A 24,122-nucleotide genomic window follows, 5' to 3' on the forward strand; every position below is an offset into this window, starting at 1 on the left:
TGGCCCGCGGCCCCGGCGGGCCGGGGCCGCGGGCCGCAAGGCGCGGGCGGACCGCGCCCGTTCCTGTGCGTTGCAGCGGGGATCAGCGGGGAAGCTCGGGCGTCAGCGCTGCAGCTCGGTGTACGTCTTGAAGCTGACGTACTGGTTGAAGACCGCCGTGTTGCGACCGGCCGCCGAGGGCAGCCCCGCGTACAGGTTGACCGCCCAGTTCAGCGAGCCGCCCGCCCCGCACCGGCTGGCCCCCGGCACCCGGAAGGCGTTGTCCACCACGGTGGTCTTCAGCACGGGCGGGTCGTTCTGGACGACCTCGGGCGGGGAGCCGGAGATCGGCTTGTTCGGCGGCGGCGGGTTCGTCGTGCCCACGGTGAGGTCCAGCTTGATCGGGTCGGCGTCCGTGCCGATCGAGCAGTTGCTGCCGAGCAGCGGGTTGATCACGCTGAGCTTGAGGGCGAGCTGCAGGTTGCCGTCCTTGAGCCCGACCGATCCGGCGTAGCGGGGCCGGGCGTAGACGGCGGTGAAGATGGGGTCGCCGAAGAGGCCCGGCTGCACCAGCATCCGGTCGGCCTTGAACCCGCCGAAGACGACCTTCTCCTCCAGGGTGACCGGGTCGAAGCCGTTGGCGTACGTCAGCGTGATCGGCTCGGTGATCTTCTGGTCGAGGTTGCCGAGCTTGAACGTGCCGCCGTAGGTGACGGCCACGTTGCACAGCCAGAAGTTCGGGTCGGCGCCCTCGGGCAGCTCGGGGCAGTCGGCGAAGCTGAAGTCGGGCAGGTCCTCGGCCGAGGCGGGCGGGGCGAGGACACCGCCCAGCAGCCCGGCGCCGAGGGCCAGGCCGGACGCCGTGGCCAGCAGGCGCCGCAGGGATGATCTCATGCGTCCTCCACGGGACTCGGGGTGGCGGAGGCGGTGAGGGAAGGGAGGGAAGAGGGACGGGCCGCCTTCGGCGAGGCGACCCGTCCGTCACGGGACGCCTCACCGAGGCGGACCCGTCGGCCCGGGAACGCGGCGTACGGGACCGCGTCCGTCCCGGGGGTGCGCGGCGTCAGGGCCCGACCACCAGGTCCTGGCCGCTCGGATGCGCGACGACCTGGAAGCTGCCGTTGGCGGAGACCGAGGTGGGGCAGCGGCTGTCGGGCGTCGGGTCGGGCAGCCGCTGCAGCGACTGCCCCAGCAGCTGGCCCTGGCCGTGCGGGTTGCTCGGCACCGGCTTGTTCGCGTTGTCATAGGCGAACAGGTCCAGCACCAGCGGGGTGGACGTGGTCAGGCCGTAGTGGCAGGTCAGCGACGGGATGCCCAGAGCGGGCAGGGTGAGCACGGCCTGGACGTGGGCCTTGGGGTTGGGCGCGAAGATCGTCAGCTTCGAGTCGCGGCCGCCCGCGACGGGCGCGTAGTCCACCTGCCCGCCGGAGTACGGCAGGTCGATCGCGGTGATCGTGGTGGTGCCGCCGCGGTTGTTGGTGCAGCCGCTCAGGACGACGTCGCGCAGCTCGCCGCCGGTGCCGTCCGACTCGATGTAGGCGTCGAGGGTGGCGTTGGTGCAGGTGGTGATGATCGGCCCCAGCGAGCTGACACCGGTCAGGGTCACGTTGCCGATGTTGGTGGCGCGGACCTCGCCGGTGTACGGGGTGCCGTCGACGGTGGTGATCGTCGCGGAGGCGAGCGCGGCGGTGGCGGACGCGATCACGAGCGCCGAGGCGCCCAGGGTGGGGAGAGCGAGTCTGCCGAACTTCTTCATTCCTGCCTCACTTCGGCCGACGGAATGGGGGGAGAGGGAGATGATCGCCGGAACGGTCTGGGCCCCGGCCGTCCCGGTGATCGGGGCAATGGGGACAGAATCATGAATGATGGTGTTTATCAAGCGCCGTCTACCCGCCGGTAAGGTCGGCGGGGCCATTTGTGCGGGCGTAAAACCGGGTTCGTGGCCGAGCGATATCGGTGACGGTGCGGTGTGAGCCGTGCCACGTTGCGTAGGTGTGCGCAGGCTGCTGTGGCTCGCGTCACGTCCCCGTCCGCGGCCCGACGGTCGTGCCTGGGGATCGGGAACGTGGCCGCAAACGGCCACCCGCTGATCCGGCCTCCTCCGCGGCGCCGCTCGCGGTATGACGCCCGGCGCGTGGGCCGCCCGTATGCGTGCGCTGCGCCCTTCGGTTCGTCACGGGGCCGGCTGCGTGGCCGCCGCATCACCGCCGCCCGCGCCTCCTGTGCGTCACCGAGCGCTCACCGGACCGGACGATGACGGACCTGCACGCGCGCAGACGCGAACCCGACGACGTGCCACCGGCCGCCGACGCGCTCGTCACGGGAGCCAGTCGCGCGGACTTGCGCGGTGGTGGATTGGACCCGGCACACGCGTCGCTGAACGCGGGGAACTCGGCATCGACGTCTTGAAGGTGACGCGAAACCGCCCGGAACGTCAGGGCAGGTGAGGAATTTGGGCGGGCGTCCTAAATCGACGCGTGGCCCGTTTTACTCGTCCGGGGTCGCGTCGGGGCCCCAGCGGTCGGGGTCGGGGACGGCGAACGCGGCGAGCAGACCGGTGAGCAGGTTCGGCAGTTCGGCGGTCTCGCCGCGGCGGATGCGGGTGTAGGCCACCTCGTAGATGCCGCCGACGATCGTCTCGGCCATCAGCTCCGGCTCGGGATAGTGGGGGAACAGCTCCCGCATGTTGTCCACCACGACCTGGGCGAACTCCTGCTTGGCGGCGTCCCGGCGGGCCGCCGCGGCGGGGCCGGCGGCCAGGCATTCCACGATGAAGGTGCGCGCCGTCAGCGGCTCGGCGGCCAGGAACTCCAGGAACGCGGCGAGCCCGGCGCGCAGCCTGCCGGGCGCGTCCGCCTCCCCCTGATAGGCGCGGGTGACGTGTTCCATCAATCGCTGGATGGTCACGTCGTACGCCCGGAGAAAAGCGTCCTCCTTGTTCTTGAAATGGACGTAGAAAGTGGCCCGGGAAACGCCGGCGCGGGCGATGATGGAATCGACGGTCAGGTGCGCGTATCCGGCCGTTCCGGTGACCTCGATGACGGCCGCGATGATGCGCGAGATCTGGTGTCTGGCGACGAAGTCGCGAGACAGGCTGTGCCGCCCGGAGGGCAGCTTGGCCACGTTCCGCGCCCCTGCGGCGCCTGCGTCTGCCTCGCTCATCACTTCCCTGGACGCCCCGACCCGCGGCTGTGTCCTTCCCGGGGATCTTCTCACGCCCGGCGCGGGACGGGGCATGCCGGAAGAGGACGAACTTCATCGTCCCCGAGCGCCGGGCGCGGTCGCAGGGGTCGGGCACAGGACGCCGCCTTCTCCACCGCGGACTCAGCGGACGGCGACGACGGCCGAGCCGTGCCCGAACAGGCCCTGGTTGACGGCCAGTCCCACGCGGGCGTCCGGCACCTGGCGGCCCTCGGCCCGGCCGCGCAGCTGCCAGGTCAGCTCGCACACCTGCGCGATGGCCTGCGCCGGGACGGCCTCGCCGAAGCACGCCAGCCCGCCGGACGGGTTGACGGGCACGCGGCCGCCCAGCGCCGTGGCGCCCGAGCGCAGCAAGTCCTCGGCGCCGCCCGGCTCGCACAGCCCGATGTCCTCGTACCAGTCCAGCTCCAAGGCCGTGGACAGGTCGTACACCTCGGCGAGCGACAGGTCCTCGGGGCCGATGCCCGCCTCCGCGTAGGCGGCGTGGGCGATGGACGACCGGAAGGGCCGCTCCGGCGGCGCCGCGGCCAGCGCCGAGTCGGTGGCGAAGTCGGGCAGGTCGAGCACCGTCTTGGGGAACGCGGGCGTGACCGTCGACAGCCCGGTGATCCGGACGGGGGACCGGACGCCGCGCGAGCGCGCGAACTCCATCGACGACAGCACCAGGGCGGCGCCGCCGTCGCTGGTGGCGCAGATGTCCAGCAGGCGCAGCGGGTCGGCGACGACCGGGGAGTCGGCCACCTCCTCGGCGGTCACCTCCTTGCGGTAGCGGGCGTTGGGGTTGGCGCGTCCGTGCCGGGCGTTCTTGACCTTGACGGCGGCGAAGTCGTCGAGCGTGGCGCCGTGCACGGCCATCCGCCGCCGCGCGTACAGCGCGAAGTACACGGGGTTGGACGCGCCGAGCAGCCGGAAGCGCAGCCAGTCCGGGTCGTCCGGCCGGTCGCCGCCGACCGGCCGGAAGAAGCCCTTGGGGGCGGCGTCGGCCCCGACGACGAGCGCCACGTCGCACCGCCCGGCGAGGATCTGGGCGCGGGCGGCGTCGATCGCCTGGGCGCCGGACGCGCACGCCGCGTAGGCGCTGCACACGCGGGCGCCCGACCAGCCGAGCGCCTGGGCGAACGCGGCGCCCGCGACGAAGCCGGGGTAGCCGTTGCGGATCGTCGCGGCGCCGGCCACGAACTGGATCTCCGGCCAGGCCACCCCGGCGTCGGCCAGCGCCGCGCGCGCCGCGGCCAGGCCGTACTCGACGAAGGGGCGGCCCCACTTGCCCCAGGGGTGCATGCCCGCCCCGAGGACGGCGACGGCGTCGGTCATGCGTCCTCCTCCGCCCGCGCGCCCGGCCGCCACATCCAGACCGTGTACTGCGCCTCCTCGTCCTCGTACAGGACGCCCTCGGTCAGCTCGACCTCCATGCCGACCGCCAGGTCGTCCGCCGTCACGTCCGGAACGACCTGGCCGAGCACGACCATCCGCTCGGCCTCCAACTCCACGGCGGCGATGGCGAACGGGCGGAACGGGTCGGCCGCGACGTACGGGGGCGGGGGTCGGTAGCGGGCGTCGGTGTAGGACCAGATGCGCCCGCGGGGCGACAGCGCGTGCTCCTCCAGCTCCGAGCCGTCCTTGGGGGCGGCGCAGCGGGGGTTGCGGCAGGCCAGGTCGTTGCGGGGGAAGTAGGGGGTGCCGCAGACGGTGCACCGGGTGCCGAGCAGGCGGACGGCGCCGTCCCGCACCGCGAACCAGCCCTCGACGGCGGGACGCCGTTGCTTGGTGGTGCTCACCGACGCAGCTTAACAAGCAAGCGACCGCTCAAATCAAGGGCGGCGGCCGTGGCCACGGCCAGCAGCGCCAGGACGTACAGCCCGGTGCCCGTCCACCCGGCGTGCTCGTAGGCCAGCCCGCCCGCCGTCCCGCCGACGCTGCTGCCCAGGTAGTACGCGGACAGGTACAGGGCGGACGCCTGGGACTTGGCCGTCGCGGCGTGCGCGCCGACGCCTCCGCTGGCCACCGAGTGCGCGGCGAAGAACCCGACGGTGAACACCAGCAGCCCGAGGCCGATCAGCGGCACGGACGGCGGCAGCGTCAGCGCCAGCCCGGCCGCCGTCAGCGCCAGCGCGCCGAGCAGCACGGGACGGCGGCCCGCCCGGTCGGCGAGCCCGCCCGCCCGGGCCGACCCGACCGACCCGCCGAGGTACATGACCGCGATCATCCCGACGACCGCCTGCGGCAGGTGGAACGGGGCGGCCAGCAGGCGGTAGGGCAGGAAGTTGTAGACCGTCACCATGCCGGCCATCAGCACGAGCGCGATCAGGTAGAGGCGGCGCAGATTCGGGTCGGCCAGGTGGCGGAGCAGGGCGCGGTGCTCGATGCGGGACGGCCGGAAGAACCGCGACGGCGGCAGCAGCGCCCAGAACAGCACGGTGGACGCGAGGACGGCCAGCGCCGAGGACGCCACCGCCCACCGCCAGCCCACCGCGTCGGTGAGCGTGCCGGGCAGGACGCGGCCGAGCAGCCCGCCGAGCGACGTCCCGGCGATGTACCGGCCCATCGCGCCGCCCAGCGACCCCGGGTCCACCTCGTCGGCGAGGTAGGCCATGGCGACGGCCGGGACGCCCGCCAGCGCGACGCCCTGCACGGTCCGCACGGCGGCCAGCGCGCCGAACGTGGGGCACAGCGGCAGCAGCAGGCCCACCGCGGTCGCGACCGCGGACGACACCAGCATCACCCGGGTGCGGCCGAAACGCTCCGACAGGGAGCTGACCGGGATCACCGCCACCGCGACCGCGCCCGTGGCCAGCGACACCAGGAGGCTGGCCCGGGTCGGGGAGACGCCGAAGTCGCGTGACATCTCCGGGAGCAGCGCCTGCACGCAGTACAGCGACATGAACGTCGACAGCCCCGCGGCGAACAGCGCGAGGTTGACGCGGCGCAGGCCGGGCGAGCCCAGCCGGTGTCGTTCGGCGGCGGGGGCGGCATCGGAGGCGGACGCGTCGGAGGCCGACTCGAAGACGGACATCGTGTCCAGGGTCGGACCGCCGACGGTGATGCGTCCAATGAGACTTCGTTGGGAAACCGATGCGCGATATGCATGAGTCGTGGATCTGACGACCGTGCGCTGGTTCCTCGCCGTCGCCGACCGCGGGCACATGACCAACGCCGCCGCCGAACTGCGGGTCTCCCAGCCGGGGCTGTCGCGGGCTATCGCCCGCCTGGAGCGCGAGCTGCGCGTCCCGCTGTTCGACCGCGTGGGCCGCGCCCTCGTGCTGAGCCGGTACGGCGAGGTGTTCGCCGAGCACGCGCGGCGGCTGGTGGCCGAGGAGGAGGCCGCGCGGCGCGCGCTCGCGCAGGCGGCCGATCCGGATCGGGGCGAGGTGGCGCTGGCGTTCCTGCACACCCAGGGGCCGTCGTTCGTCCCGGACCTGATCCGCCGGTTCCGCGAGCGGCACCCCGGGGTGTCGTTCCGGCTGCACCAGGACCGGGCCGGGATCGTCACGGCGGCCGTCCGGGACGGGCGCGCCGACCTGGGCATCACCGGCCCCCGTCCCGACGACCCGGACCTCGAATGGCATCCCCTGGTGACCGAGCGCCTGCATCTGGCGGTGCCGGCGGCGCACCGGCTGGCCCGGCGGCGCCGGGCGCGGGTCGCCGACATCGAGGACGAGTCGCTGGTCGCCCTGCGGCGCGGCGCGGGCCTGCGGGCGATCTCCGAGGAGCTGTTCGCCGCGGCGGGCGTCCGCCCGCGGATCGCGGTGGAGGCGGAGGAGCTGGGGACGGTGCGGGGCCTGGTCGCGGCCGGGCTCGGCGTCGCGATCGTCCCGCCCGCGGACGGTCCGCCCGGAACGCGGCACGTCCCGCTGGCCGACGAGGGGGCGACGCGGACGATCGGGCTGATCTGGGCGGCGGGGCGCACGCGCCCACCCGTCGTCGAACGCTTCCGCCGGTTCGTCCTGGACGGTCCGGGGTCTAACTGACTCGTCAGTCACTTCGCTACAGTGGCAGGAAACCGAGTCGCATTCGGCCGGTACGGCGGCCGCCCGCCCAGAGCAGGAGGAGTGCGCATGCGGACCGGACTGGAGGGGAAGACCGCGCTGGTCACCGGGGCGTCCCGGGGCATCGGCAAGGCCATCGCGATGGCCCTGGCCGCCGAGGGCGCCAACGTCGTGCTGTCCTCGCGCAAGCAGGACGCGCTGGACGCCGTGGCCGAGGAGATCCGCGCCGCGCATCCCGGCGTGGGCGTGCTGGCCAAGGCCGCGCACGTGGGCGACGCCGACCAGGCCGCCGCCTGCGTGGACGCCGCCGTCGCCGAGTTCGGCGGCCTGGACGTGCTGGTCAACAACGCCGGCACCAACCCCTACTTCGGCCCCATGGTCGACATCGACCGGGCCCGCGCCGACAAGACCGTGCAGGTCAACCAGTTCGCGATCGTCCAGTGGACGAGCCTGGCGTGGAAGAAGTCGATGAGCGAGCGCGGCGGCGCGATCGTCAACATCGCCTCGGTCGGCGGACTGGCCACCGAGCACGGCATCGGCTACTACAACGCCACCAAGGCCGCCGTGATCCACCTCAGCCGCCAGTTCGCCATGGAGCTGGCGCCGAAGGTGCGGGTCAACTGCATCGCCCCGGGCCTGGTCAAGACGCATCTGGCCCGCGCGCTGTGGGAGAACAACGAGGAGCAGATCAGCAAGTACATGCCGCTCGGCCGGATCGGCGAGCCGGAGGACATCGCCGGCGCCGCGGTGTTCCTCGCGAGCGACGCCGCGTCCTGGATGACCGGCCAGACCATCGTCGTGGACGGCGGATCCAGCATCCGCCCGTCGATCGCCTGACCCCGGGCGACCGCGGATCCGGAAAGGAGAGCGCATGTCCCGCTGGGGGATGACCATCCCGATGGCGCGGGTGCCGCTGGCCGAGCACCGCGAGATCGTCGCCGGGCTCGCCGACCTCGGCTACACCGACGTCTGGACCGCCGAGACCAACGGGGCCGACGCGTTCACCCCGCTGGCGCTCGCCTCGCAGTGGGCGCCGGACCTGCGCCTCGGCCCGGCGATCGTGCCGGTCTACACGCGCGGCCCCGCGCTGCTGGCCCAGCACGCCGCCACCCTCGCCGACCTGGCGCCCGGACGCTTCGTGCTGGGCATCGGCACCTCGTCGGAGACGATCGTCCGAGGCTGGAACGGCATCGCGTTCGACGAGCCGTACAAGCGCGCGCGGGACACGCTGCGCTTCCTGCGCCGCGCGCTGGCGGGCGAGAAGGTCACCGAGGAGTACGACACCTTCTCGGTGAAGGGCTTCAAGCTGGACAAGGCCCCGGACGTCCCGCCGCCGATCGTGCTGGCGGCGCTGCGCCCCGGCATGCTGCGGCTGGCCGCCCGCGAGGCCGACGGCGCGATCACCAACTGGCTGGCGCCCGCGGACGTGCCGAAGGTGCGCGCCGTGCTCGGCGACGAGCCCGAGCTGATCGCCCGGCTGTTCGTGTGCCCGACCGCCGACCCCGAGGAGGCCCGCGCGGTCGGCCGCTGGATGATCGCCGCGTACCTGACCGTCCCCGTCTACCGGGCGTTCCACGAGTGGCTGGGGCGCGGCGAGGCCCTCGCGCCCATGAACGAGGCCTGGGCCGCGGGCGACCGCAAGAAGGCGCTGGAGCTGATCCCCGACGAGGTGGTCGACGACCTGCTCGTGCACGGCCCGCCCGACAAGTGCCGCGAGCGCGTCCGCGAGTACGTCGACAGCGGGCTGACCACGCCGATCCTCGCGGTCATGCCCGGCGGCGGGCTGTCGCCCGCCGAGGCGGTGCGCGCCCTGGCGCCCGGCGCCTGACCGCCGAGGTCCGGAGGGCCCGAACGGAGATTTCGGCGGGTCGACGTTTACGGCTGCCGATGACCGGGGAGGGTGGGTCGGACAGACCGCAGGCCTGCCCTCGCGCCGGCCTGGCAAGCAACCGAGACGTGAGGAGCCCATCGTGCTCACGCTGACCAGCGGGGCCGTCCAGGTCATCCGGACCGTGACCGCCGACCCCGAACTGCCGCCGGAGACCGGAATCCGCATCGAATCCGGCGTCGACGGCTCGGACGCTCTGCGCCTGTCGGTGGCGTCCGCCCCCGAAGAAGGCGACGAGATCGTAGAGGAGCAGGGCGCCAGGGTGTACCTGGAGCCGCAGGTGGCCCAGCTGCTGTCCGACAAGACCTTGGACGCGCAGGTGGACGCGCAGGGCGAGGTGGCGTTCACGCTCGCCCAGGCCACCGCCTGACCGCTCCGTCCGAGGACCCGCCGAGGCCGCCGCGGGCGCGGCGGCGCGCGCCTGGTCACCCCGCTCGATCAGGACGGCGCTCGATCAGGACGGCGCTCGATCAGGACGGCGGTGGACGCGCCGGGACGCCGATCCGGCCGCGGCCGGACCGGCGTCCCGGCGCGCTCTTTTCTGGGACACTGGCCGGGTGGGGTCCTCGTGGCGCGACCAGCCGCGCGGCCTGGCCTGCGCGGTGGTCGCGGGCTTCTTCCTGCTCACGGCGATCGCGTTCGCGCTGGCGATCGGCGCGTTCGCCGCCGCGCTGAGATGAAACACTGGTGGAATGCGTCTCACGAAGCTCGGACACGCCTGCGTGCGGATCCAGAAGGACGACCGGACCATCGTCATCGACCCGGGGGCGTTCACCCCGGAGGCCGACGCCCTGGCGGGCGCCGACGCGGTCCTCATCACGCATGAGCACTTCGACCACTTCGACGCCGACCGGCTGCGCAAGGCCATGAACGACGACCCGTCCCTGGAGGTGTGGACGTCCCGGGCCGTCGCCGAGAGCCTGGCCGATCTCGGCGGCCGCGTGCACCAGGTGGGGCACGGCGACGCGGTGACGGTGGCGGGCTTCGAGGTCCACGTCTACGGGGAGGAGCACGAGATCCTGCACCCGGACGTCCCGCCGATCCCCAACGTCGGGTTCCTCATCGACGGCGAGGTCTTCCACCCGGGGGACGCGCTGACCGTGCCCAGCGAGCCGGTGCCGACCCTGTGCCTGCCCGGCAACGCGCCCTGGATGAAGGTCCCGGAGATGTACGCCTACGTCCGCGAGGTGCGGCCCGAACGGGCGTTCGTGGTGCACGACGGGCTGCTCAACGAGAACGGCCTGAAGGTGATGGTCAACCACGTCACCAACGCGGGCAAGGAGGCCGGCAAGGACTTCCGGCGCCTCGAGCCGGGCGAGTCGGTGGAACTCGGCTCGTCGTGAAGCCCATCCAGGCGGTCTTCTTCGACATCGGGGAGACCCTCGTCAACGAGGGCGAGATTTACGGCCGCTGGGCCGACTGGCTGGGCGTGCCCCGGCACACGTTCCTGGCCAAACTCGGCGCGGTGCTGGCCGCGGGCGGCGACCACAACGACCTGTTCGCCTACTTCCGTCCCGGGTTCGACCTGGCCGCGGAAGAGAAGAAGCGCGCCGAGGCGGGCGTGCCGAACGGGTTCGGTCCCGAGGACCTCTACCCGGACGCGCGCCCGTGCCTGTCCGCGCTGCGCGCGCAGGGGCTGTACGTGGGCGTCGCGGGCAACCAGCCCGCCGAGGCCGCGGAGCACTTCGCCACCTTGGGGCTGGAGGCGGACGTGGTCGGCATCTCCGCGCTGTGGGGGGTGGAGAAGCCCGCCCGGGAGTTCTTCGCCCGGTGCGCGGAGCACGCCGGCGTGCCGCCCGCCCACGTGCTGTACGTGGGGGACCGGATCGACAACGACGTGCGGCCCGCCCTCGCCTACGGCATGCGGGTCGCGTTCCTGCGGCGCGGCCCGTGGGGTCACATCCACAACGACGACGAGGCGCTGCGGCGCTGCCAGTTCGTCCTGGACGACCTCACCGCGCTCCCCGAACTCGTCGCCGCGCACAATGACGGCCGGGCGGTCTCCCCGACGGGCGGCGTCGTCCCGTAAGGGTCATCCCCTAGTCCGTGGGTAGGGGGCCAGAACAGGCCGTTCGGGTGATTCGGCCGGCACGCCCCGTTCGTAGCGTGGTGTACGCGACCCGCAAACGGCGGGGCGCCCGGCCGACAGGCCCGGTTCCCTCGGGGAGACGAAAGCAAATGGAAGGCCTTTACCGCCCTCGCGACGGGCGAATGATCGCCGGGGTGTGCGCCGGCTTGGCGCGCCGCTTCGGCGTGAGCGCGGGGACGGTCCGGCTGTTGGCGGTGCTGTCCTGCCTGCTGCCCGGACCGCAGTTCGTCGTCTATCTCATCCTGTGGGTGATGCTGCCCAGCGAGGACAAGTACGCCGCCCGCACCCGCTGAGCCACGGCGGGCGCGCGGCGGCGGCCATGGAGCCTGAACCCCCGGCCCGCGGCGCGCCCCGGCGACGCCCCCGTCGGTGCCGCCCAGAGCCCGCGCGGCCGGACACCGAGTTCCCCCCAGCCATGGCCGCCGCCCGGCCCGAGACCCCGCGTCGCGTTCCCCCGGTTTCCGATCCCCCGTGACGATCCCCCGTGAAACGTGCCGCGACCGGGATCGGTACGAGTTTCTAGCAGGGCCGAGACCGCCGCGATCTCGATTTCCCGTTATTTTCTCCTGATCATTTGAGCTGATCTCGAGGTCATTTTCGCCGCCGGCGTCCGGCGCGCCCGTCCGCCCCGGTGATCGGGATATCGCGAAAAGCCCGCCTGCGCTCCGCCGGAGGGCCGTCGTCCGGCATCCGCCGCTGGGGGCGAAACGCGGCGAGACCGCACGGTGCGGTCTCGCCGCGTCTGGAGTTCACACGGATGACGGGCGGCCACCTGGGGGCGGTGCGCGGGCTCAGGCGCTCTCGTCGCGCCGGCGCACGATCTCGGCGAGCGCCTCGGTGATCCACTGCTCGGCGGCGGCCTTGGTGACGCCCAGGTCGGCGAGGACGCGCCCGCCGGACCCCTCGTCGCTGAGCAGGGCCAGCAGGAGGTGTTCGGTGCCGAGGTAGTTGTGGCCGAGCCGCAGCGCCTCCCGGACGGTCAGGTTGCCCAACCGCTTGGCCTCGACGCCGAACGGCACGTGGCCGGTCACCGTGGCGCCGGCGGACGGCGGCAGCGCCTCGCGGGCGGCCGTCCGCACCGCGTCCAGCGACACGCCCTGCGCCTCGATCGCCTTGGCGGCCAGCGCCTCCGGCTCGTGCAGCAGGCCGAGCACGAGGTGCACGCCCTCCACCTGTCCGTGCCCGGCGCCGCGCGCTTCCTCCTGCGCCTGCTCCAGCACGCGGCGGGTCCGCTGGGTGAGCCGCGAGCTCATGCCGGATTCCAGCGGGTCGGGCCCGTCGGCCCGCGGCACGAAGCGCTTCTGGGCGGCCTGCTTGCTGACGCCCATGCTGCGGCCGATCTCCGTCCAGGACGCGCCGGACCGACGGGCCTGGTCGACGAAGTGTCCGATGAGATGGTCGGCGAGCTCGCCGAGCCGCTCGGAGAGCAGCATGGCCGTGGCCAGGTGCTCCAGCGGCCCGGCGTCCTCGGGGGAGGCCGCGACGACGACCTCGATCAGGTCGTCGAGTCGTACGGGGAGGTGTTCCATGCGTCAACCATAGGTTGACGCGCAGGGGGCGTCAACCAATGATTGACGATTGGGACGGTTGTCCGTCGCCGACGATCAGTCCGAAATCCAGGCGGGGGTCCGTGCCCTTTGCTCTGCCCTTTGCTCTGTCCTTTGCTCTGCCCTTTGCACTGCTCGTTGCACTGTGCTCACCGCGATCTCGGAGAGCTGCGACGTCCCGGCGGTTCCCGCGCCGGGCCCGCCGGGACGTCTCGCCTACGCGTCGACTTGCACGATCTGCTCGGCGTGCGTCCACAGCAGCGCGCCGCCCGCCTCGGGGAGGAAGTGGCGGCGCGCCCCGGGGATGCGACCGGCCAGCGTCGCGCCGAAGTCCGGTGAGTGCGTGGGGTTGGTGTCCTGGCCGCCGTACCACAGGTCGACGGGGACGGCGATGTCCTCGACGGCGAACGGCCAGCGCGACAGGTGCAGCACCGTGTCGCGCGCGTAGCCGCCCGCGCCCTGCGCGAACCCCTCGCTCAGCGCCCGCCGGAACGCCGCCTCGAAGTCCGGTCGCAGGTAGACGGCGCGGTCGACGGCGGGACTGCCCTCGACGCTCAGCCGCCACATGGTGTCCGGGTCGCCGAAGGCGGCGAACTCCGCCTCCGCGGCGGCCGGGTCGGACGCCACCAGGTCGACCAGCCCGCGGATGTCCGGCGGCAGGCACTCGGCGAACGCCGGATGCGCCAGCTCGTCGCCGCCCGACACCACCGCCGCCGCCGACGCGATCCCGCGGGCGGCGCACGCCAGCGCGAACGGCGCGCCCTGGGAGAAGCCGACCACGCGCGGGGCGTCCAGCCCGAGCTCGGCCACCAGGTGCGCGACGTCGTCCGCCCAGTCCAGCAGCGTGCGGCCGGGCTGCGGACTGGACGCGCCCAGCCCCGGCCGGTCCACCGTCACCAGCCGCACGCCCGGCGCGTCGAACCCCAGCCACCTGCTCCACCCGGCGCCGCCGCACAGCAGCACGGGCACGCCGTCGGACGGGCCCCGCTCGGCCCAGCCGAGCGCGCGTCCGTCGGGAAGCTCGATCGTGCCAAACCGGTCCGGACCGGCGATCTTCAAAGTCATGATCGTCATGCTAGACGCGCAGAAATCGCGTTTCGGGTACAGGGCGCCGCCGTTTCTGTAGAAACGGACGTGTGACGGGATGGGACGAGACGTCGCTGGCGCGGCTGCGCGCGGCGGCGTACCGGTGGGACGGCGAGGCGGGCGTGGAGGCGCTGCGCTCCCGGCCGCTCGGCCGGGTGCTCCAGTACGCCGGCGACGTCCTGATCGCCGCCCTCGAGCAGGGCGTCCCCGGCGCCGAGGCGCTGTCCCGCAAGTGCCTGGAGGAGCTGGACGGGCGCGGCCTGCCCGGCGACGCCGAACTGGCCGACCGGCTGTCGGCCGCGCTCGGCGCGCCGCGCGGCCCGGAGCTCGCCGAGGCGCCGGTCGACCTCGGCGCGCTGGCCGCGGCCCTGGACGACGACGCGCCGTACGCGGTGGACCTGCGCACCGGCGACGTCCTTCCCGCCGAGGAGGCCGGCCCGTCGTTCACCGAGAGCCTGGAGTACGAGCCCGAACGGTGGCTGGCGTTGTGGGGGGAGCCCGGCGGCGACCGCGGCGAGGAGGCCCGGCGCGGACGGGCCCGCCGGTGGCTGGCCGAACGCGGCTACCGTCCCGGTCCGCGAACCCTGTGACCCCGGCCCGAGGGGCCCGCGACGGCCGCTACGACCCCGGCCGGACGAGCGGGAACGGGATCGTCTCCCGGATGCTCTTGCCGGTCAACGTGATGAGCAGCCGGTCGATGCCCATGCCCATGCCCCCGGCGGGCGGCATCGCGTACTCCAGGGCGCGCAGGAAGTCCTCGTCCAGCTCCATGGCCTCCGGGTCGCCGCCCGCGGCCTGCAGCGACTGCTCGGTGAGCCGCCGCCGCTGCAGGATCGGGTCGATGAGCTCCGAGTACGCCGTGCCCAGCTCCAGGCCGAACACGATGAGGTCCCACTTCTCGGCCAGCCGCGGGTCGTCGCGGTGCGGCCGGGTCAGCGGCGAGGTCTCGGCCGGGTAGTCGCGGACGAACGTGGGCGCGTCCAGCGTCTCCTCCACCAGCGCCTCGAACAGCTCCTGCACGATCTTGCCCTGGCCCCAGCCGGGGTCGACGCTGACGCCCGCCTTCTCGGCGAGGTCGCGCACGGCCCGCCGCGGGGTGTCCGGGGTGATCTCCTCGCCGAGCGCCCGCGACACCGACCCGTACACGGTGATCTCCCGCCACGGCTCGGCCAGGTCGCACTCGACGCCGTCGCGCACCACCGTCGTCGTGCCGAGCGCGGCCTTGGCCGCCGCCAGCACCAGCTCCCGCGTCAGCACCGCCATGGAGTCGTAGTCGCCGTACGGCTCGTACGCCTCCAGCATCGTGAACTCGGGGTTGTGCTTGTTGGACACGCCCTCGTTGCGGAAGTTGCGGTTCAGCTCGAAGACCTTGCCGACCCCGCCGACCAGCAGCCGCTTGAGGTACAGCTCCGGCGCGATCCGCAGGTACAGCTGCATGTTGTAGGCGTTGATGCGGGTGGTGAACGGGCGGGCCGCCGCGCCGCCGTGGATGGGCTGCAGCATCGGCGTCTCGACTTCCAGGAAGCCGCGCTCGCGCAGCGCGTCGCGGACGGCGGCCACCGCGTCGCCGCGCATCCGCAGCATCCGGCGGGCCTCGTCGTTGACGATGAAGTCGACGTACCGCTGCCGGACCCGCGCCTCGGGGTCGGCCAGGCCGGTGCGCTTGTTGGGCAGCGGCCGCAGGCACTTGGCGGTCATGGTCCACGACGCGGCCAGCACCGACAGCTCCCCGGTGCGGGAGGTGACGACCTCGCCGGTCACCCCGACCAGGTCGCCGAGGTCCACCAGGGACTTCCAGCGCCGCAGCGCCTCGGCGCCGACCGCGTCCTCGGCCAGCATGACCTGCAGGTCGCCGGTCTCGTCGCGCAGCGTCACGAACACCAGGCGGCCGTGCTCGCGGGCCAGCACCACCCGTCCGGCGACGGCGACCCGCTCGCCGGTGCGCGCGTCCGGCGGCAGGTCCGGGAAGCGGGCGCGGATCTCGGCCGCGTGGTCGGTGCGCGCGAACCCGAGCGGGTAGGGGTCCATGCCCTCGGCGCGGATGAGGTCGAGCTTGGCGTGCCGCACCCGCTCCTGCTCCGACAGCCGGCGCTGCGGCGGGCGGGGCGTCTGCGCCGCCTCCTCGATCTCCTGGATCTTGGCGACGACGTCCGGCGGCGGCACGGTGCGGGCGGCGCGCTCCAGCTTGGGCCGGTTGAGGTTCGGCAGGAACCCCTCGGCGCGCGCGTACGCCAGCCCGAGCCGCACCAGGTCGCGGTTCTGCTCGTAGCAGATGAACCGCGGCCGCCACTCCGGCATGTACTTGGCGTTGGCCAGGTACAGCGATTCCAGCTGCCAGAACTTCGACGCGAACGACAGGAACCGGTAGTACAGCCGCGCCACGGGTCCGGCGCCGATCTGCGACCCGCGTTCGAACGCCGACCGCAGCATCGCGAAGTTCAGCGACAGGTGCTGGGCGCCGAGCGAGGCCACCTTCTCGGCCAGCTTGGCGACCATGTACTCGTTCAGCCCGTTCTCGGCGGTGCGGTCGCGGCGCATCAGGTCCAGCGACAGGCCGGTGCGGCCCCACGGGACGAAGCTGAGCAGGCCGCGCAGCCTCCCCTCGGCGTCGAACGCCTCCACCATCACGCAGCGGCCGTCGGTCGGGTCGCCGAGGCGCCCCAGCGCCATGGAGAACCCGCGCTCGGTCTCCTCGCCGCGCCAGGCGTCGGCGCTGCGGATCAGGTCGGCCATCTCCGCGTCGGGGATCTGCGAGTGCCGGCGGATCCGCACCGTGTACCCGGCCCGCTCCACCCGCCGCACGGCCTGCCGGACCTGCCGCATCTCGCGGCCGTCGAGGTTGAACTCGGTCAGGTCGATGATGGCCTCGTCGCCGAGCTCCAGCGCGGTGAAGCCGTGCCGCCGGTAGGCGTGCGCGGCGCGCTCGCCCACGCTGACCGCGCCGGGGATCCACGCGTGCGCCCGGCACTCGCGCAGCCACGCCTCGATCGCCTGGTCCCAGGACTCGGGATCGCCCAGCGGGTCGCCGCTGGCCAGCGACACCGCGCCCTCCACCCGGTAGGCGATGGCGGCCTTGCCGTTGGGCGCCACGATGACGTCCTTGTCCCGGCGGAGCGCGAAGTAGCCGAGCGAGTCCTGGTCGCCGTACTCGGCCAGCAGCCTGCGCGCGGCCAGCTCCTCCTCGGCGCTGAGCACCGGATCGCGCCGTCCCGGCCGGAACATCGCCCAGAACGTGATGATGAGCAGGCCGGTGCCGAGCACGCCGATGATGGTGTCGACCCAGCCGGGCACGTCCACGTCCAGGTCGCCGCCGGTCAGGCCCGCGCCGAGCACCGTCTGCAGCACCACGTAGACCGGGTGGGTCCACCAGCCGCCGGCCGCGTCCCGGTCGGTGACGGTGACCAGCAGCGCGCCGATGCCGCCGCTGACCGCCAGCCACCCGGAGAACACGATCGCGGCCAGGCGCCGGTTGGCCCGGTCGGGCAGCGTGGTGAACTGCCCGCGCGCCGCGACGAGCAGGCCGAGCACGGCGCAGTACGCCGCCGCGGTGACGATCTCGCCGCCGGCGGTCGGCTCGGCCGGGTCGAGCACCACGGCGATGAGGATCAGCACCGTGTACGCCGCGTACAGCCCGAACAGCACCATGAGGATCCGCCAGGCGGCCTTCTTGCGCCGCCGGATCCCCATCGACAGCAGGATGTAGAGCAGGCCGAGCGGCAGGCTGGGCGACAGCCCGAGGTAGTAGATCCAGCGCAGCGCCCAGATGTCGGCGATCCGCAGGATGAGGTCGGACGAGAGCCACGAGACGATCGACAAGATGCCCGACAGCCGGGTGTACCAGAAGAACACCGTGGGCACCGACTCGATCAGGCTCCGCCACGCACCGGGCAGGCCCTTGTCCGTCATGCTGCTCCCATCGCGACCATGCTGCCGACCATGCAGCGCCTTCTTTTGTACCGGCTGCGACGCCTTCACGCCTGTCCGCCGCGCGTTGCGCCTCTGTGGGTTGGGACTCTGTCCTCTGCGAGTGTGTTCGTGCGTCTCTGTCCGTGTGGCTGCGTCCGTGCGTCTGCGTCCGTGCGCCTGCGTCCCTGCGTCTGCGTCCGTGCGTCTGCGTCCGTGTGTCTGTGTCGCGCGCCGCGACACGCCCGCGGCCGCATGTCAGCAGATCCACCCGTGATCGCTGCGAACTTCGCGGGCGCGGCGGACGTCCTACCTCGTGGGGGTCCGGCCGCCGCGTCGGGTCCAAGGTTGTCCGCAAAAGTCGATATGGTCGCCGATATGCCGAATGAGACCACCGGGGAGCGGTTGCTCGCCCGCCGTTACCGACTGGTGACCCCGGTTGGCCGCGGCGGCATGGGCACGGTCTGGCATGCGCACGATGAGGTCCTCGGGCGTGACGTGGCGGTGAAGGAGGTCATCCTCCCGCATGGTCTCACCGACGAGGAACGCGCCCTCCAGCACAAGCGCACGTTCCGTGAGGCGCGCACCGCGGCCCGACTGGGGCATCCCGGGGTCATCACCGTCTACGACGTGGTCGAAGAGGACGACCGGCCCTGGATCATCATGGAGCTGCTCCGGGCGCCGTCGCTCGACCAGATCATCAAGACCGAGGGGCCGCTGGAGCCCCGCCGCGCCGCCGAGCTGGGCCGCCAGATGCTGGCCGCGCTGCACACCGCGCACGAGGCCGGGGTGCTGCACCGCGACGTCAAGCCGTCCAACGTGCTGGTCAGCCGCGGCGACCGCGCCGTGCTCACCGACTTCGGCATCGCCACCGCGGCCGGCGACGCCACCCTCACCCAGACCGGGCTCGTCATGGGCTCGCCCGCCTACATCGCCCCGGAGCGGGCGCGTGGCCGCCGCGCCGGGCCCGCCTCCGACCTGTGGTCGCTCGGCGTCACGCTCTACGCGATGCTGGACGGCAAGTCGCCGTTCGAACGCCAAGAGCCGATGGCCGCGCTGGTGGCCGTCATCTCCGAGGACCCCGAGCCGCCCGCGAACGCCGGCCCGCTGGCCCCGGTGATCGAGGGGCTGCTGCGCAAGAACCCCGAGCAGCGCATGGACGCCATCGAGGCGGGCGCGCTGCTGGACGACATCGTCCGCCAGGAGACCGTCGACGCCCAGCGCACCGTCGCGGTCGAGGTTCCGCTGGGCGAGACGCTCGGGCGGAACCGGCCGCCCGGAGACGGGGCCGGACCGGCCGCGGACGACCCGGCCGGCACCGCGGTGGACGAGGCGTACGGCACGGGACGGCCGTACGCCGACTCTTCTTCGGACCCCTACGGCGACCTGTACGACGAACCGCCGCGCGGCGCCGAGCCGTCCGGCGAGGGCGACCCCGGCGAGCCGTCGGCGCTGGAGACCCGGCCGCACGCGTGGAACCAGGGCGCCCCGGCGACCGACCCGAGGTCGGCGGAGGGCGCGGCGCCGACCCGGCTGGGCCCCGCCCTCGACGAGGCGGGCGCGCACCCCGCGTCGGCGGGTCCGGCGTCCGGGACGCTGACCGCGGACGGCGCCCCGCCGACCGCGGCCGCGCGCCGTCCGCCGACGGTCGGCCGCGGCGTGCTGATCGCGCTCATCCTGGTGGTCATCGTGCTGGTCGGCATCGCCGGATACGCCCTGGCCAAGGCCGGCGACGACAACCGGCGCGCCACGAAGAGCGGGACCACGCAGCCGCCGGCGCCGTCCGCCTCCGTGCAGGTCAAGTCGGCGCCGGGGACGTCCGCCGCGACGTCCGCCCCGACCTCCTCGTCGCCGGCCGCGCCGACGGCCGAGTCCGGCGTTCCGGCCGGGTTCCGGCTGTACCGCGGCAAGAACTTCTCCACCGCGATCCCCGCGGACTGGAAGGGGCCCGAACGGCGCAGCTCGTCGCCCAGCAGCGTGTTCTTCACCCCGCCGAGCGGCGAGGGCTACATCCAGATCGACCAGACCTCCGACCCGAACGAGAGCGCGCTGGAGGACTGGCGGCGGTTCGCGCCGCAGGCGCGCGGCCGGTTCCCCGGCTACCGGGAGATCAAGATCGCGCCGGTGGCGGACGGGGAGCCGGTCAGCGACCCGTCGGGCGCCGACGCCGCCGACTGGGAGTGGACCTACGACGGCAAGTCGGGGCGCATGCACGCGCTGAACCGCGGGTTCGTCATGGACGGCATGGGCTTCGCGATCCTGCTCGTGGCGCCGGACGACGCGTGGGCCCGCACGTTCGCCGAGCTCGCCCCCGTCTACGAGAAGTTCGAGTCCGACGACTGACCGCCCGGACCGCTCGGATCGCTCCAACGGGCTGCGCGCCCGCTTACGGCCGTACTCCAGCGATTCGATTCCAGCGATTCGAGATTCCAGCGATTCGAGCGGATTCGTCAACAAAGATCGGTAGTGTCGCCACACATGTCGCAGGGGGACAACACGGGATCGGGCGGAGCCCGACTGCTGGCCGGACGCTACCGGTTGCTGTCGGCGGTCGGGCACGGCGGCATGGGCACCGTCTGGCGGGCCCGTGACGAGACGCTCGACCGCGACGTCGCGGTGAAGGAGGTCGTGCTGCACGCCGCGGTGAGCGAGGAGGAGCGGCGCGAGCGGCACGTCCGGACGCTGCGCGAGGCGCGCGCGTCGGCCCGGCTCAACCACCCCGGCGTGGTGACCGTCCACGACGTCGTGGACGAGGACGACCGCCCGTGGATCGTCATGGAGCTGCTGCGCGCGCGGTCCCTGCAGGACCTGGTCGACGAGGACGGCCCGCTGCCGCCGGAGCGGGCGGCGGAGGTCGGACGGCAGATCGTGTCCGCGCTGCGGGCCGCGCACGGCGCGGGCATCCTGCACCGCGACATCAAGCCCGCCAACGTGCTGGTCGCCGACGACGGCCGGGCGGTGCTGACCGACTTCGGCATCGCGCAGGTGGTGGGCGACGCCACGCTCACCAAGACCGGCCTGCTGGTGGGCTCGCCCGCGTACATGGCGCCCGAGCGGGTGCGCGGCGAGCGCGCCACGCCCGCGTCGGACCTGTGGTCGCTGGGCGCCACCCTGTACGCGGCGTGCGAGGGCCGGCCGCCGCACCAGCGTCCCGACGCCATGGCCGTCCTGGCGGCCATCATGACCGAGGAGCCGCCCCCGCCGCGCAACGCCGGGCCGCTGGCGCCGGTGCTGCGGGGCCTGCTGGAACGCGACCCGGCCGCGCGGATGACCGCCGAACAGGCCGAGCCGCTGCTGGCGCAGGTGGCGGCCGGCGCGACGGTCGTCGACCCCGTCGCGACCGCGCCGGCGGGCACCGCCGTGTCCGCGACGGTCCCGGCCGCGGACGCCACCGCGCGGTTCGCCGACGGCGGCCAGGCGTGGTCGCCGCAGGACGCCGCGTCCCCGGGCGCCGGGGCGCCGAAGCGCGGTCGGCGGCTGGTGCCGCTGGTCGCCGGGGCCGTGGTCGCGGTGGCGGCCGCCGCGGTCGCCGTCGCGGTCGTCCTGTGGCCCGACGGCGGAAGCGCCGACACGCCTCCGGACCGCCCGACCGGCGCCGCGAGCGGCCCGCTCGCCCGGCCCTCCGCGAACCCGATGGTGAACTCGCCCGGCCCGCAGACGCCCTCCGCGACCCCGTCCGCGACCGACGCGACCGGGTCCGCGCCGGATTCGACGCCGCCCGAGCCTCCGCCGGGGTTCCGCACGGTGAGCGGCCCCGGCTACACGCTCGCCGTCCCGGTCGGGTGGACGCGCACAGAGCGCGGCGCGAGCACGTACTGGAACGACCCGGCGACCGGCGCGTACGTCCAGGTGGACCGCACCCCGTGGCCGGGCGACCCGGTTGCCCACTGGGAGCAGTGGGAGAAGGAGGTCATCGCCAAGAACAGCCCGCCCGGATACCGCCGCATCGCCCTGCGCCGCACCGCCGTGGCCGGGCACCCGGCGGCCGATCTGGAGTTCGTCTTCGACGCGGGCGGCCGCATGCGCGGGGTGGACCGCGGCGTGAACGCCGGCGGGCGGGCGTACGCGGTGTTCGTCGCGGTTCCGGCTTCGCGGTGGAACGAATACCGGGGAACCGTGAACAATGTCCTCGACACGTTCCGCCCGACGGGGGTGCGATGAACGTCGGGACGACCTGAGGCGTCCCGGAACCACACATGTCCGCGACGTGCGCGTCGGGTGCGGGCCCGATGCGGCGTGCGGCGCGACGGGGGACCATGAGGTCATGGGAGAGGGTCAACTGCTGGCCGACCGCTACCGGCTCGAGGAGGTGGTGGGCCGGGGCGGCATGGGCACGGTATGGCGGGCCCATGACGTCATGCTGGACCGCGACGTCGCGATCAAGGAAGTGGTGCTGCCGCCCGGGTTGACCGCGGCCGAGCGCGACGTGCTGTACGAGCGGACGTTCCGGGAGGCGCGGGCGTCGGCCCGGCTCAACCATCCGTGCGTGGTCACCGTGCACGACGTGGTGCAGGAGTCCGGGCGGCCGTGGATCGTGATGGAGCTGGTGCGCGCCCGCTCCCTGCAGGACCTCATCGAACAGGGGCCGCTGCCGCCGTACCGGGTCGCCGAGATCGGCCTGCAGACGCTGTCGGCGCTGCGCGCCGCGCACGAGAAGGGCATCCTGCACCGCGACGTCAAGCCCAGCAACGTGCTGATCACCGACTCCGGCCGGGTCGTGCTGACCGACTTCGGCATCGCGCAGGCCGAGGGCGACTCCGCCCTCACCCAGACCGGGCTGGTCATGGGCTCGCCCGCGTACATCCCGCCGGAGCGGGCGCGCGGCGAGCGCGCCGTGCCCGCCTCGGACCTGTGGTCGCTGGGCGCCACGCTGTACGCGGCGGTGGAGGGGCACTCTCCCTTCGAGCGGTCGGGCGCGATGTCGTCGCTGGCCGCCGCGTTGAGCGAGCCGGTGCCGCCGCCGCGCAACGCGGGGCCGCTCGCGCCGGTGCTGGACGGGCTGCTGGCCCGCGAACCGGCGCAGCGGATGACCGCGGAGCAGGCGATACCGCTGCTCACCAGGGTCGCCTCGACCCGGCCGGCGCCGCGGGTGCCCGCCCCCCGGCCCGCGTCCCCGCCCGTGCCTCCGCCCGCGTCTCCGCATGCGTCCCCCCGCGCGTCCGCGGCGCGGCGCGCCGACGAGACGGTGGTCGACGAGACGATCGTCGACGAGCCGGTGAAACGGTTCGGCGCCGCGTCGGTTCCGGCTCCGGCGCGGCACGGCGCCGAGGAGACGGTGCTCGACTCGGCCGGGATCGAGGTGCCGACCCGTCCCGACACCGACTCGGCGCCGTACGGCCCGGGCGCGGCGCGCCCGGCGGACGCGGGGCGCCCGTCCGGCGCCTCCCGGCCGTCCGGCGGCGGGGACCCGGGTGTGCGCACGGTGCTGGACGGCGACTGGGTCCGGCCGCGGCGGCCGCCCGTGACGCCGGAGCCGTGGGAGCGGCCCGGCGACAGCTACCCGCGCTGGCAGCCGTCCTCCGGTCCGGGACGTGACGGCGGACGCGAACGGCTGCGCACGGCGGTGTTCGTCACAGTGGTGCTCGTGGTGGTCGCCGCCGTGCTGGTCGGGGCGTACCTCCTGCAGGGCGAGCTCACCGGCGGCTAGAACCGCGCCGGGACCCGGCGTCGGGCCCGACCACGGGACAGGGCGTCGGGACGGCGCGTCGCTGCCGGAAGTCAAGGCGGCGGCTGGTCGGAGGGGAAGAGGGCGTCGAGGGCCTCGCGCAGATCGGCGACGTGGCCGTCCAGGCGGTCGAGGTCCTCGTCCTCGACCGCGGCGCCGCCGCGGCGGGAGCGCAGCCGCGCCACGTCCTCCTCCACGCGGGCCAGCCGCTCGCCCAGCGACCGCAGCAGCCGGTCGCCCTCACCGGTCGCGGGATCGCCGCCGGCCACGGCCCGGCGCAGCAGCTCGGCCTGCCGGCGCAGCCCCATGTGGCGGCGGTGCAGCTCGACGAAGACCTGCACCTTGGCGCGCAGCAGCCACGGGTCGAACGGCTTGGTCACGTAGTCGACGGCGCCGAGCTGGTAGCCGCGGTACACCTGCTCCTCGGCCGAGCCCGCCGCGGTCAGGAAGATGATCGGGATGTCGCGGGTGCGGGGCCGGGACTTGATGTGCGCGGCCGTCTCGAACCCGTCCATGTCCGGCATGACGACATCGAGCAGGATCAACGCGAAATCGTCGTTCAGCAGCTCCTTGAGGGCGGCCTGACCGGACGAGACCGGCACCACCTCGACCGGCAGCGCGTCGAGCACCGCCGCGAGGGCGACCAGGTTCTCCTCGCGGTCGTCGACGGCCAGGATTTTCGTGGCGTGCGTCACCTGACTCCCTCAACCCGGCGGGACGATCGCGTCCAACCCTGTCATGTCCGTACGCCGTTCGGACAGCTCGCGTCGGACATGAA

The 24,122-nt window shown here is 73.7% G+C and carries 22 protein-coding genes; 12 read left to right on the plus strand and 10 right to left on the minus strand.

From position 1 onward, the window contains the following. Positions 1–102 precede the first annotated feature (102 nt). From AR3_RS12055 to AR3_RS12080, 6 genes are all read right to left on the minus strand, one after another. Positions 103–873 carry a hypothetical protein gene (locus tag AR3_RS12055; RefSeq protein ID WP_067913135.1) on the minus strand — a complete coding sequence of 257 codons (771 nt, stop codon included), beginning with the start codon at positions 871–873 and terminating at the stop codon, positions 103–105. 169 nt (positions 874–1,042) lie between these two features. Next, positions 1,043–1,735: a hypothetical protein gene (locus tag AR3_RS12060; protein ID WP_067913138.1), complete on the minus strand. Its 693-nt coding sequence runs from the start codon at positions 1,733–1,735 to the stop codon at positions 1,043–1,045. 731 nt (positions 1,736–2,466) lie between these two features. Next, positions 2,467–3,141 (minus strand): TetR/AcrR family transcriptional regulator, encoded by a 675-nt coding sequence (locus tag AR3_RS12065; protein ID WP_067913141.1) that lies wholly within the window; start codon positions 3,139–3,141, stop codon positions 2,467–2,469. Between the two features lie 162 nt (positions 3,142–3,303). Further along, positions 3,304–4,494, minus strand: a complete 1,191-nt coding sequence (locus AR3_RS12070) for a lipid-transfer protein (RefSeq protein ID WP_067913218.1) — start codon at positions 4,492–4,494, stop codon at positions 3,304–3,306. Then, complete coding sequence (locus AR3_RS12075; protein WP_067913144.1) at positions 4,491–4,958, minus strand: Zn-ribbon domain-containing OB-fold protein; 468 nt, start codon at positions 4,956–4,958, stop codon at positions 4,491–4,493. Before AR3_RS12075 ends, AR3_RS12070 begins: the two co-directional genes overlap by 4 nt. After that, positions 4,955–6,193, minus strand: a complete 1,239-nt coding sequence (locus AR3_RS12080) for an MFS transporter (RefSeq protein WP_067913147.1) — start codon at positions 6,191–6,193, stop codon at positions 4,955–4,957. Before AR3_RS12080 ends, AR3_RS12075 begins: the two co-directional genes overlap by 4 nt. A 79-nt stretch (positions 6,194–6,272) precedes the next feature. Between AR3_RS12080 and AR3_RS12085 the strand changes: the two genes are divergently transcribed. From AR3_RS12085 to AR3_RS12115, 8 genes are all read left to right on the plus strand, one after another. Next, entirely contained in the window at positions 6,273–7,148 is an 876-nt protein-coding gene (locus tag AR3_RS12085; RefSeq protein ID WP_067913150.1) for a LysR family transcriptional regulator, read from the plus strand. An 87-nt stretch (positions 7,149–7,235) separates the two neighbouring features. Continuing rightward, a complete protein-coding gene (locus AR3_RS12090) occupies positions 7,236–8,003 on the plus strand; it encodes an SDR family oxidoreductase (protein ID WP_067913152.1) in 768 nt (255 codons plus the stop codon). A 34-nt stretch (positions 8,004–8,037) separates the two neighbouring features. Beyond that, positions 8,038–8,994 (plus strand): LLM class F420-dependent oxidoreductase, encoded by a 957-nt coding sequence (locus tag AR3_RS12095; RefSeq protein ID WP_067913153.1) that lies wholly within the window; start codon positions 8,038–8,040, stop codon positions 8,992–8,994. Between the two features lie 142 nt (positions 8,995–9,136). Next, on the plus strand, positions 9,137–9,424 hold the full coding sequence (locus tag AR3_RS12100) for a Fe-S cluster assembly protein HesB (RefSeq protein ID WP_067913156.1): 288 nt from the start codon (positions 9,137–9,139) through the stop codon (positions 9,422–9,424). Between the two features lie 187 nt (positions 9,425–9,611). Then, positions 9,612–9,734 carry a hypothetical protein gene (locus AR3_RS32595; protein ID WP_281179255.1) on the plus strand — a complete coding sequence of 41 codons (123 nt, stop codon included), beginning with the start codon at positions 9,612–9,614 and terminating at the stop codon, positions 9,732–9,734. Between the two features lie 12 nt (positions 9,735–9,746). After that, a complete protein-coding gene (locus AR3_RS12105) occupies positions 9,747–10,397 on the plus strand; it encodes an MBL fold metallo-hydrolase (RefSeq protein WP_067913158.1) in 651 nt (216 codons plus the stop codon). Further along, the gene (locus AR3_RS12110) at positions 10,394–11,083 is read left to right on the plus strand and encodes an HAD family hydrolase (protein WP_067913159.1); all 690 of its coding nucleotides are present in this window, start codon (positions 10,394–10,396) and stop codon (positions 11,081–11,083) included. The genes AR3_RS12105 and AR3_RS12110 overlap by 4 nt, the downstream gene beginning before the upstream one ends. A gap of 149 nt (positions 11,084–11,232) precedes the next feature. Continuing rightward, the gene (locus tag AR3_RS12115) at positions 11,233–11,436 is read left to right on the plus strand and encodes a PspC domain-containing protein (protein ID WP_067913162.1); all 204 of its coding nucleotides are present in this window, start codon (positions 11,233–11,235) and stop codon (positions 11,434–11,436) included. A 498-nt stretch (positions 11,437–11,934) separates the two neighbouring features. Here AR3_RS12115 and AR3_RS12120 read toward each other — a convergent pair whose 3' ends face one another. Beyond that, entirely contained in the window at positions 11,935–12,672 is a 738-nt protein-coding gene (locus tag AR3_RS12120) for a Clp protease N-terminal domain-containing protein (protein ID WP_067913164.1), read from the minus strand. A 234-nt stretch (positions 12,673–12,906) separates the two neighbouring features. After that, a complete protein-coding gene (locus tag AR3_RS12125) occupies positions 12,907–13,755 on the minus strand; it encodes an alpha/beta fold hydrolase (protein ID WP_067913220.1) in 849 nt (282 codons plus the stop codon). A gap of 71 nt (positions 13,756–13,826) precedes the next feature. On the opposite strand from AR3_RS12125, the gene AR3_RS12130 reads away from it, so the two are divergent. Further along, positions 13,827–14,366, plus strand: coding sequence for a hypothetical protein (locus tag AR3_RS12130; RefSeq protein ID WP_067913168.1), 540 nt, complete (start codon positions 13,827–13,829; stop codon positions 14,364–14,366). Positions 14,367–14,394: 28 nt separating this feature from the next. Here the strand turns inward: AR3_RS12130 and lysX are convergent, their stop codons facing one another. Continuing rightward, complete coding sequence (lysX, locus tag AR3_RS12135) at positions 14,395–17,682, minus strand: bifunctional lysylphosphatidylglycerol synthetase/lysine--tRNA ligase LysX (protein ID WP_174545443.1); 3,288 nt, start codon at positions 17,680–17,682, stop codon at positions 14,395–14,397. Between the two features lie 375 nt (positions 17,683–18,057). Between lysX and AR3_RS32150 the strand changes: the two genes are divergently transcribed. From AR3_RS32150 to AR3_RS12150, 3 genes are all read left to right on the plus strand, one after another. Beyond that, the gene (locus AR3_RS32150; protein ID WP_227022937.1) at positions 18,058–20,022 is read left to right on the plus strand and encodes a serine/threonine-protein kinase; all 1,965 of its coding nucleotides are present in this window, start codon (positions 18,058–18,060) and stop codon (positions 20,020–20,022) included. A gap of 135 nt (positions 20,023–20,157) precedes the next feature. After that, positions 20,158–21,840, plus strand: a complete 1,683-nt coding sequence (locus AR3_RS12145) for a serine/threonine-protein kinase (protein WP_067913174.1) — start codon at positions 20,158–20,160, stop codon at positions 21,838–21,840. 103 nt (positions 21,841–21,943) lie between these two features. Next, positions 21,944–23,326, plus strand: a complete 1,383-nt coding sequence (locus tag AR3_RS12150) for a serine/threonine-protein kinase (protein ID WP_067913177.1) — start codon at positions 21,944–21,946, stop codon at positions 23,324–23,326. 71 nt (positions 23,327–23,397) lie between these two features. Here AR3_RS12150 and AR3_RS12155 read toward each other — a convergent pair whose 3' ends face one another. Then, on the minus strand, positions 23,398–24,039 hold the full coding sequence (locus tag AR3_RS12155; protein ID WP_067913180.1) for a response regulator: 642 nt from the start codon (positions 24,037–24,039) through the stop codon (positions 23,398–23,400). Positions 24,040–24,122 lie beyond the last annotated feature (83 nt).

Origin of the sequence: Actinomadura rubrobrunea NBRC 15275 (genome assembly GCF_001552235.1) — a bacterium.
GTDB lineage: Bacteria > Actinomycetota > Actinomycetes > Streptosporangiales > Streptosporangiaceae > Spirillospora > Spirillospora viridilutea.

Bases quoted from the DNA above. Each gene is read 5' to 3' on its own strand.
- AR3_RS12055 (WP_067913135.1), bottom strand. From the start codon at position 873: ATGAGATCATCCCTGCGGCGCCTGCTGGCCACGGCGTCCGGCCTGGCC.
- AR3_RS12060 (WP_067913138.1), bottom strand. From the start codon at position 1,735: ATGAAGAAGTTCGGCAGACTCGCTCTCCCCACCCTGGGCGCCTCGGCG.
- AR3_RS12065 (WP_067913141.1), bottom strand. From the start codon at position 3,141: ATGAGCGAGGCAGACGCAGGCGCCGCAGGGGCGCGGAACGTGGCCAAG.
- AR3_RS12070 (WP_067913218.1), bottom strand. From the start codon at position 4,494: ATGACCGACGCCGTCGCCGTCCTCGGGGCGGGCATGCACCCCTGGGGC.
- AR3_RS12080 (WP_067913147.1), bottom strand. From the start codon at position 6,193: ATGTCCGTCTTCGAGTCGGCCTCCGACGCGTCCGCCTCCGATGCCGCC.
- AR3_RS12090 (WP_067913152.1), top strand. From the start codon at position 7,236: ATGCGGACCGGACTGGAGGGGAAGACCGCGCTGGTCACCGGGGCGTCC.
- AR3_RS12095 (WP_067913153.1), top strand. From the start codon at position 8,038: ATGTCCCGCTGGGGGATGACCATCCCGATGGCGCGGGTGCCGCTGGCC.
- AR3_RS12105 (WP_067913158.1), top strand. From the start codon at position 9,747: ATGCGTCTCACGAAGCTCGGACACGCCTGCGTGCGGATCCAGAAGGAC.
- AR3_RS12115 (WP_067913162.1), top strand. From the start codon at position 11,233: ATGGAAGGCCTTTACCGCCCTCGCGACGGGCGAATGATCGCCGGGGTG.
- AR3_RS12120 (WP_067913164.1), bottom strand. From the start codon at position 12,672: ATGGAACACCTCCCCGTACGACTCGACGACCTGATCGAGGTCGTCGTC.
- AR3_RS12125 (WP_067913220.1), bottom strand. From the start codon at position 13,755: ATGACTTTGAAGATCGCCGGTCCGGACCGGTTTGGCACGATCGAGCTT.
- lysX (WP_174545443.1), bottom strand. From the start codon at position 17,682: ATGACGGACAAGGGCCTGCCCGGTGCGTGGCGGAGCCTGATCGAGTCG.
- AR3_RS32150 (WP_227022937.1), top strand. From the start codon at position 18,058: ATGCCGAATGAGACCACCGGGGAGCGGTTGCTCGCCCGCCGTTACCGA.
- AR3_RS12145 (WP_067913174.1), top strand. From the start codon at position 20,158: ATGTCGCAGGGGGACAACACGGGATCGGGCGGAGCCCGACTGCTGGCC.
- AR3_RS12150 (WP_067913177.1), top strand. From the start codon at position 21,944: ATGGGAGAGGGTCAACTGCTGGCCGACCGCTACCGGCTCGAGGAGGTG.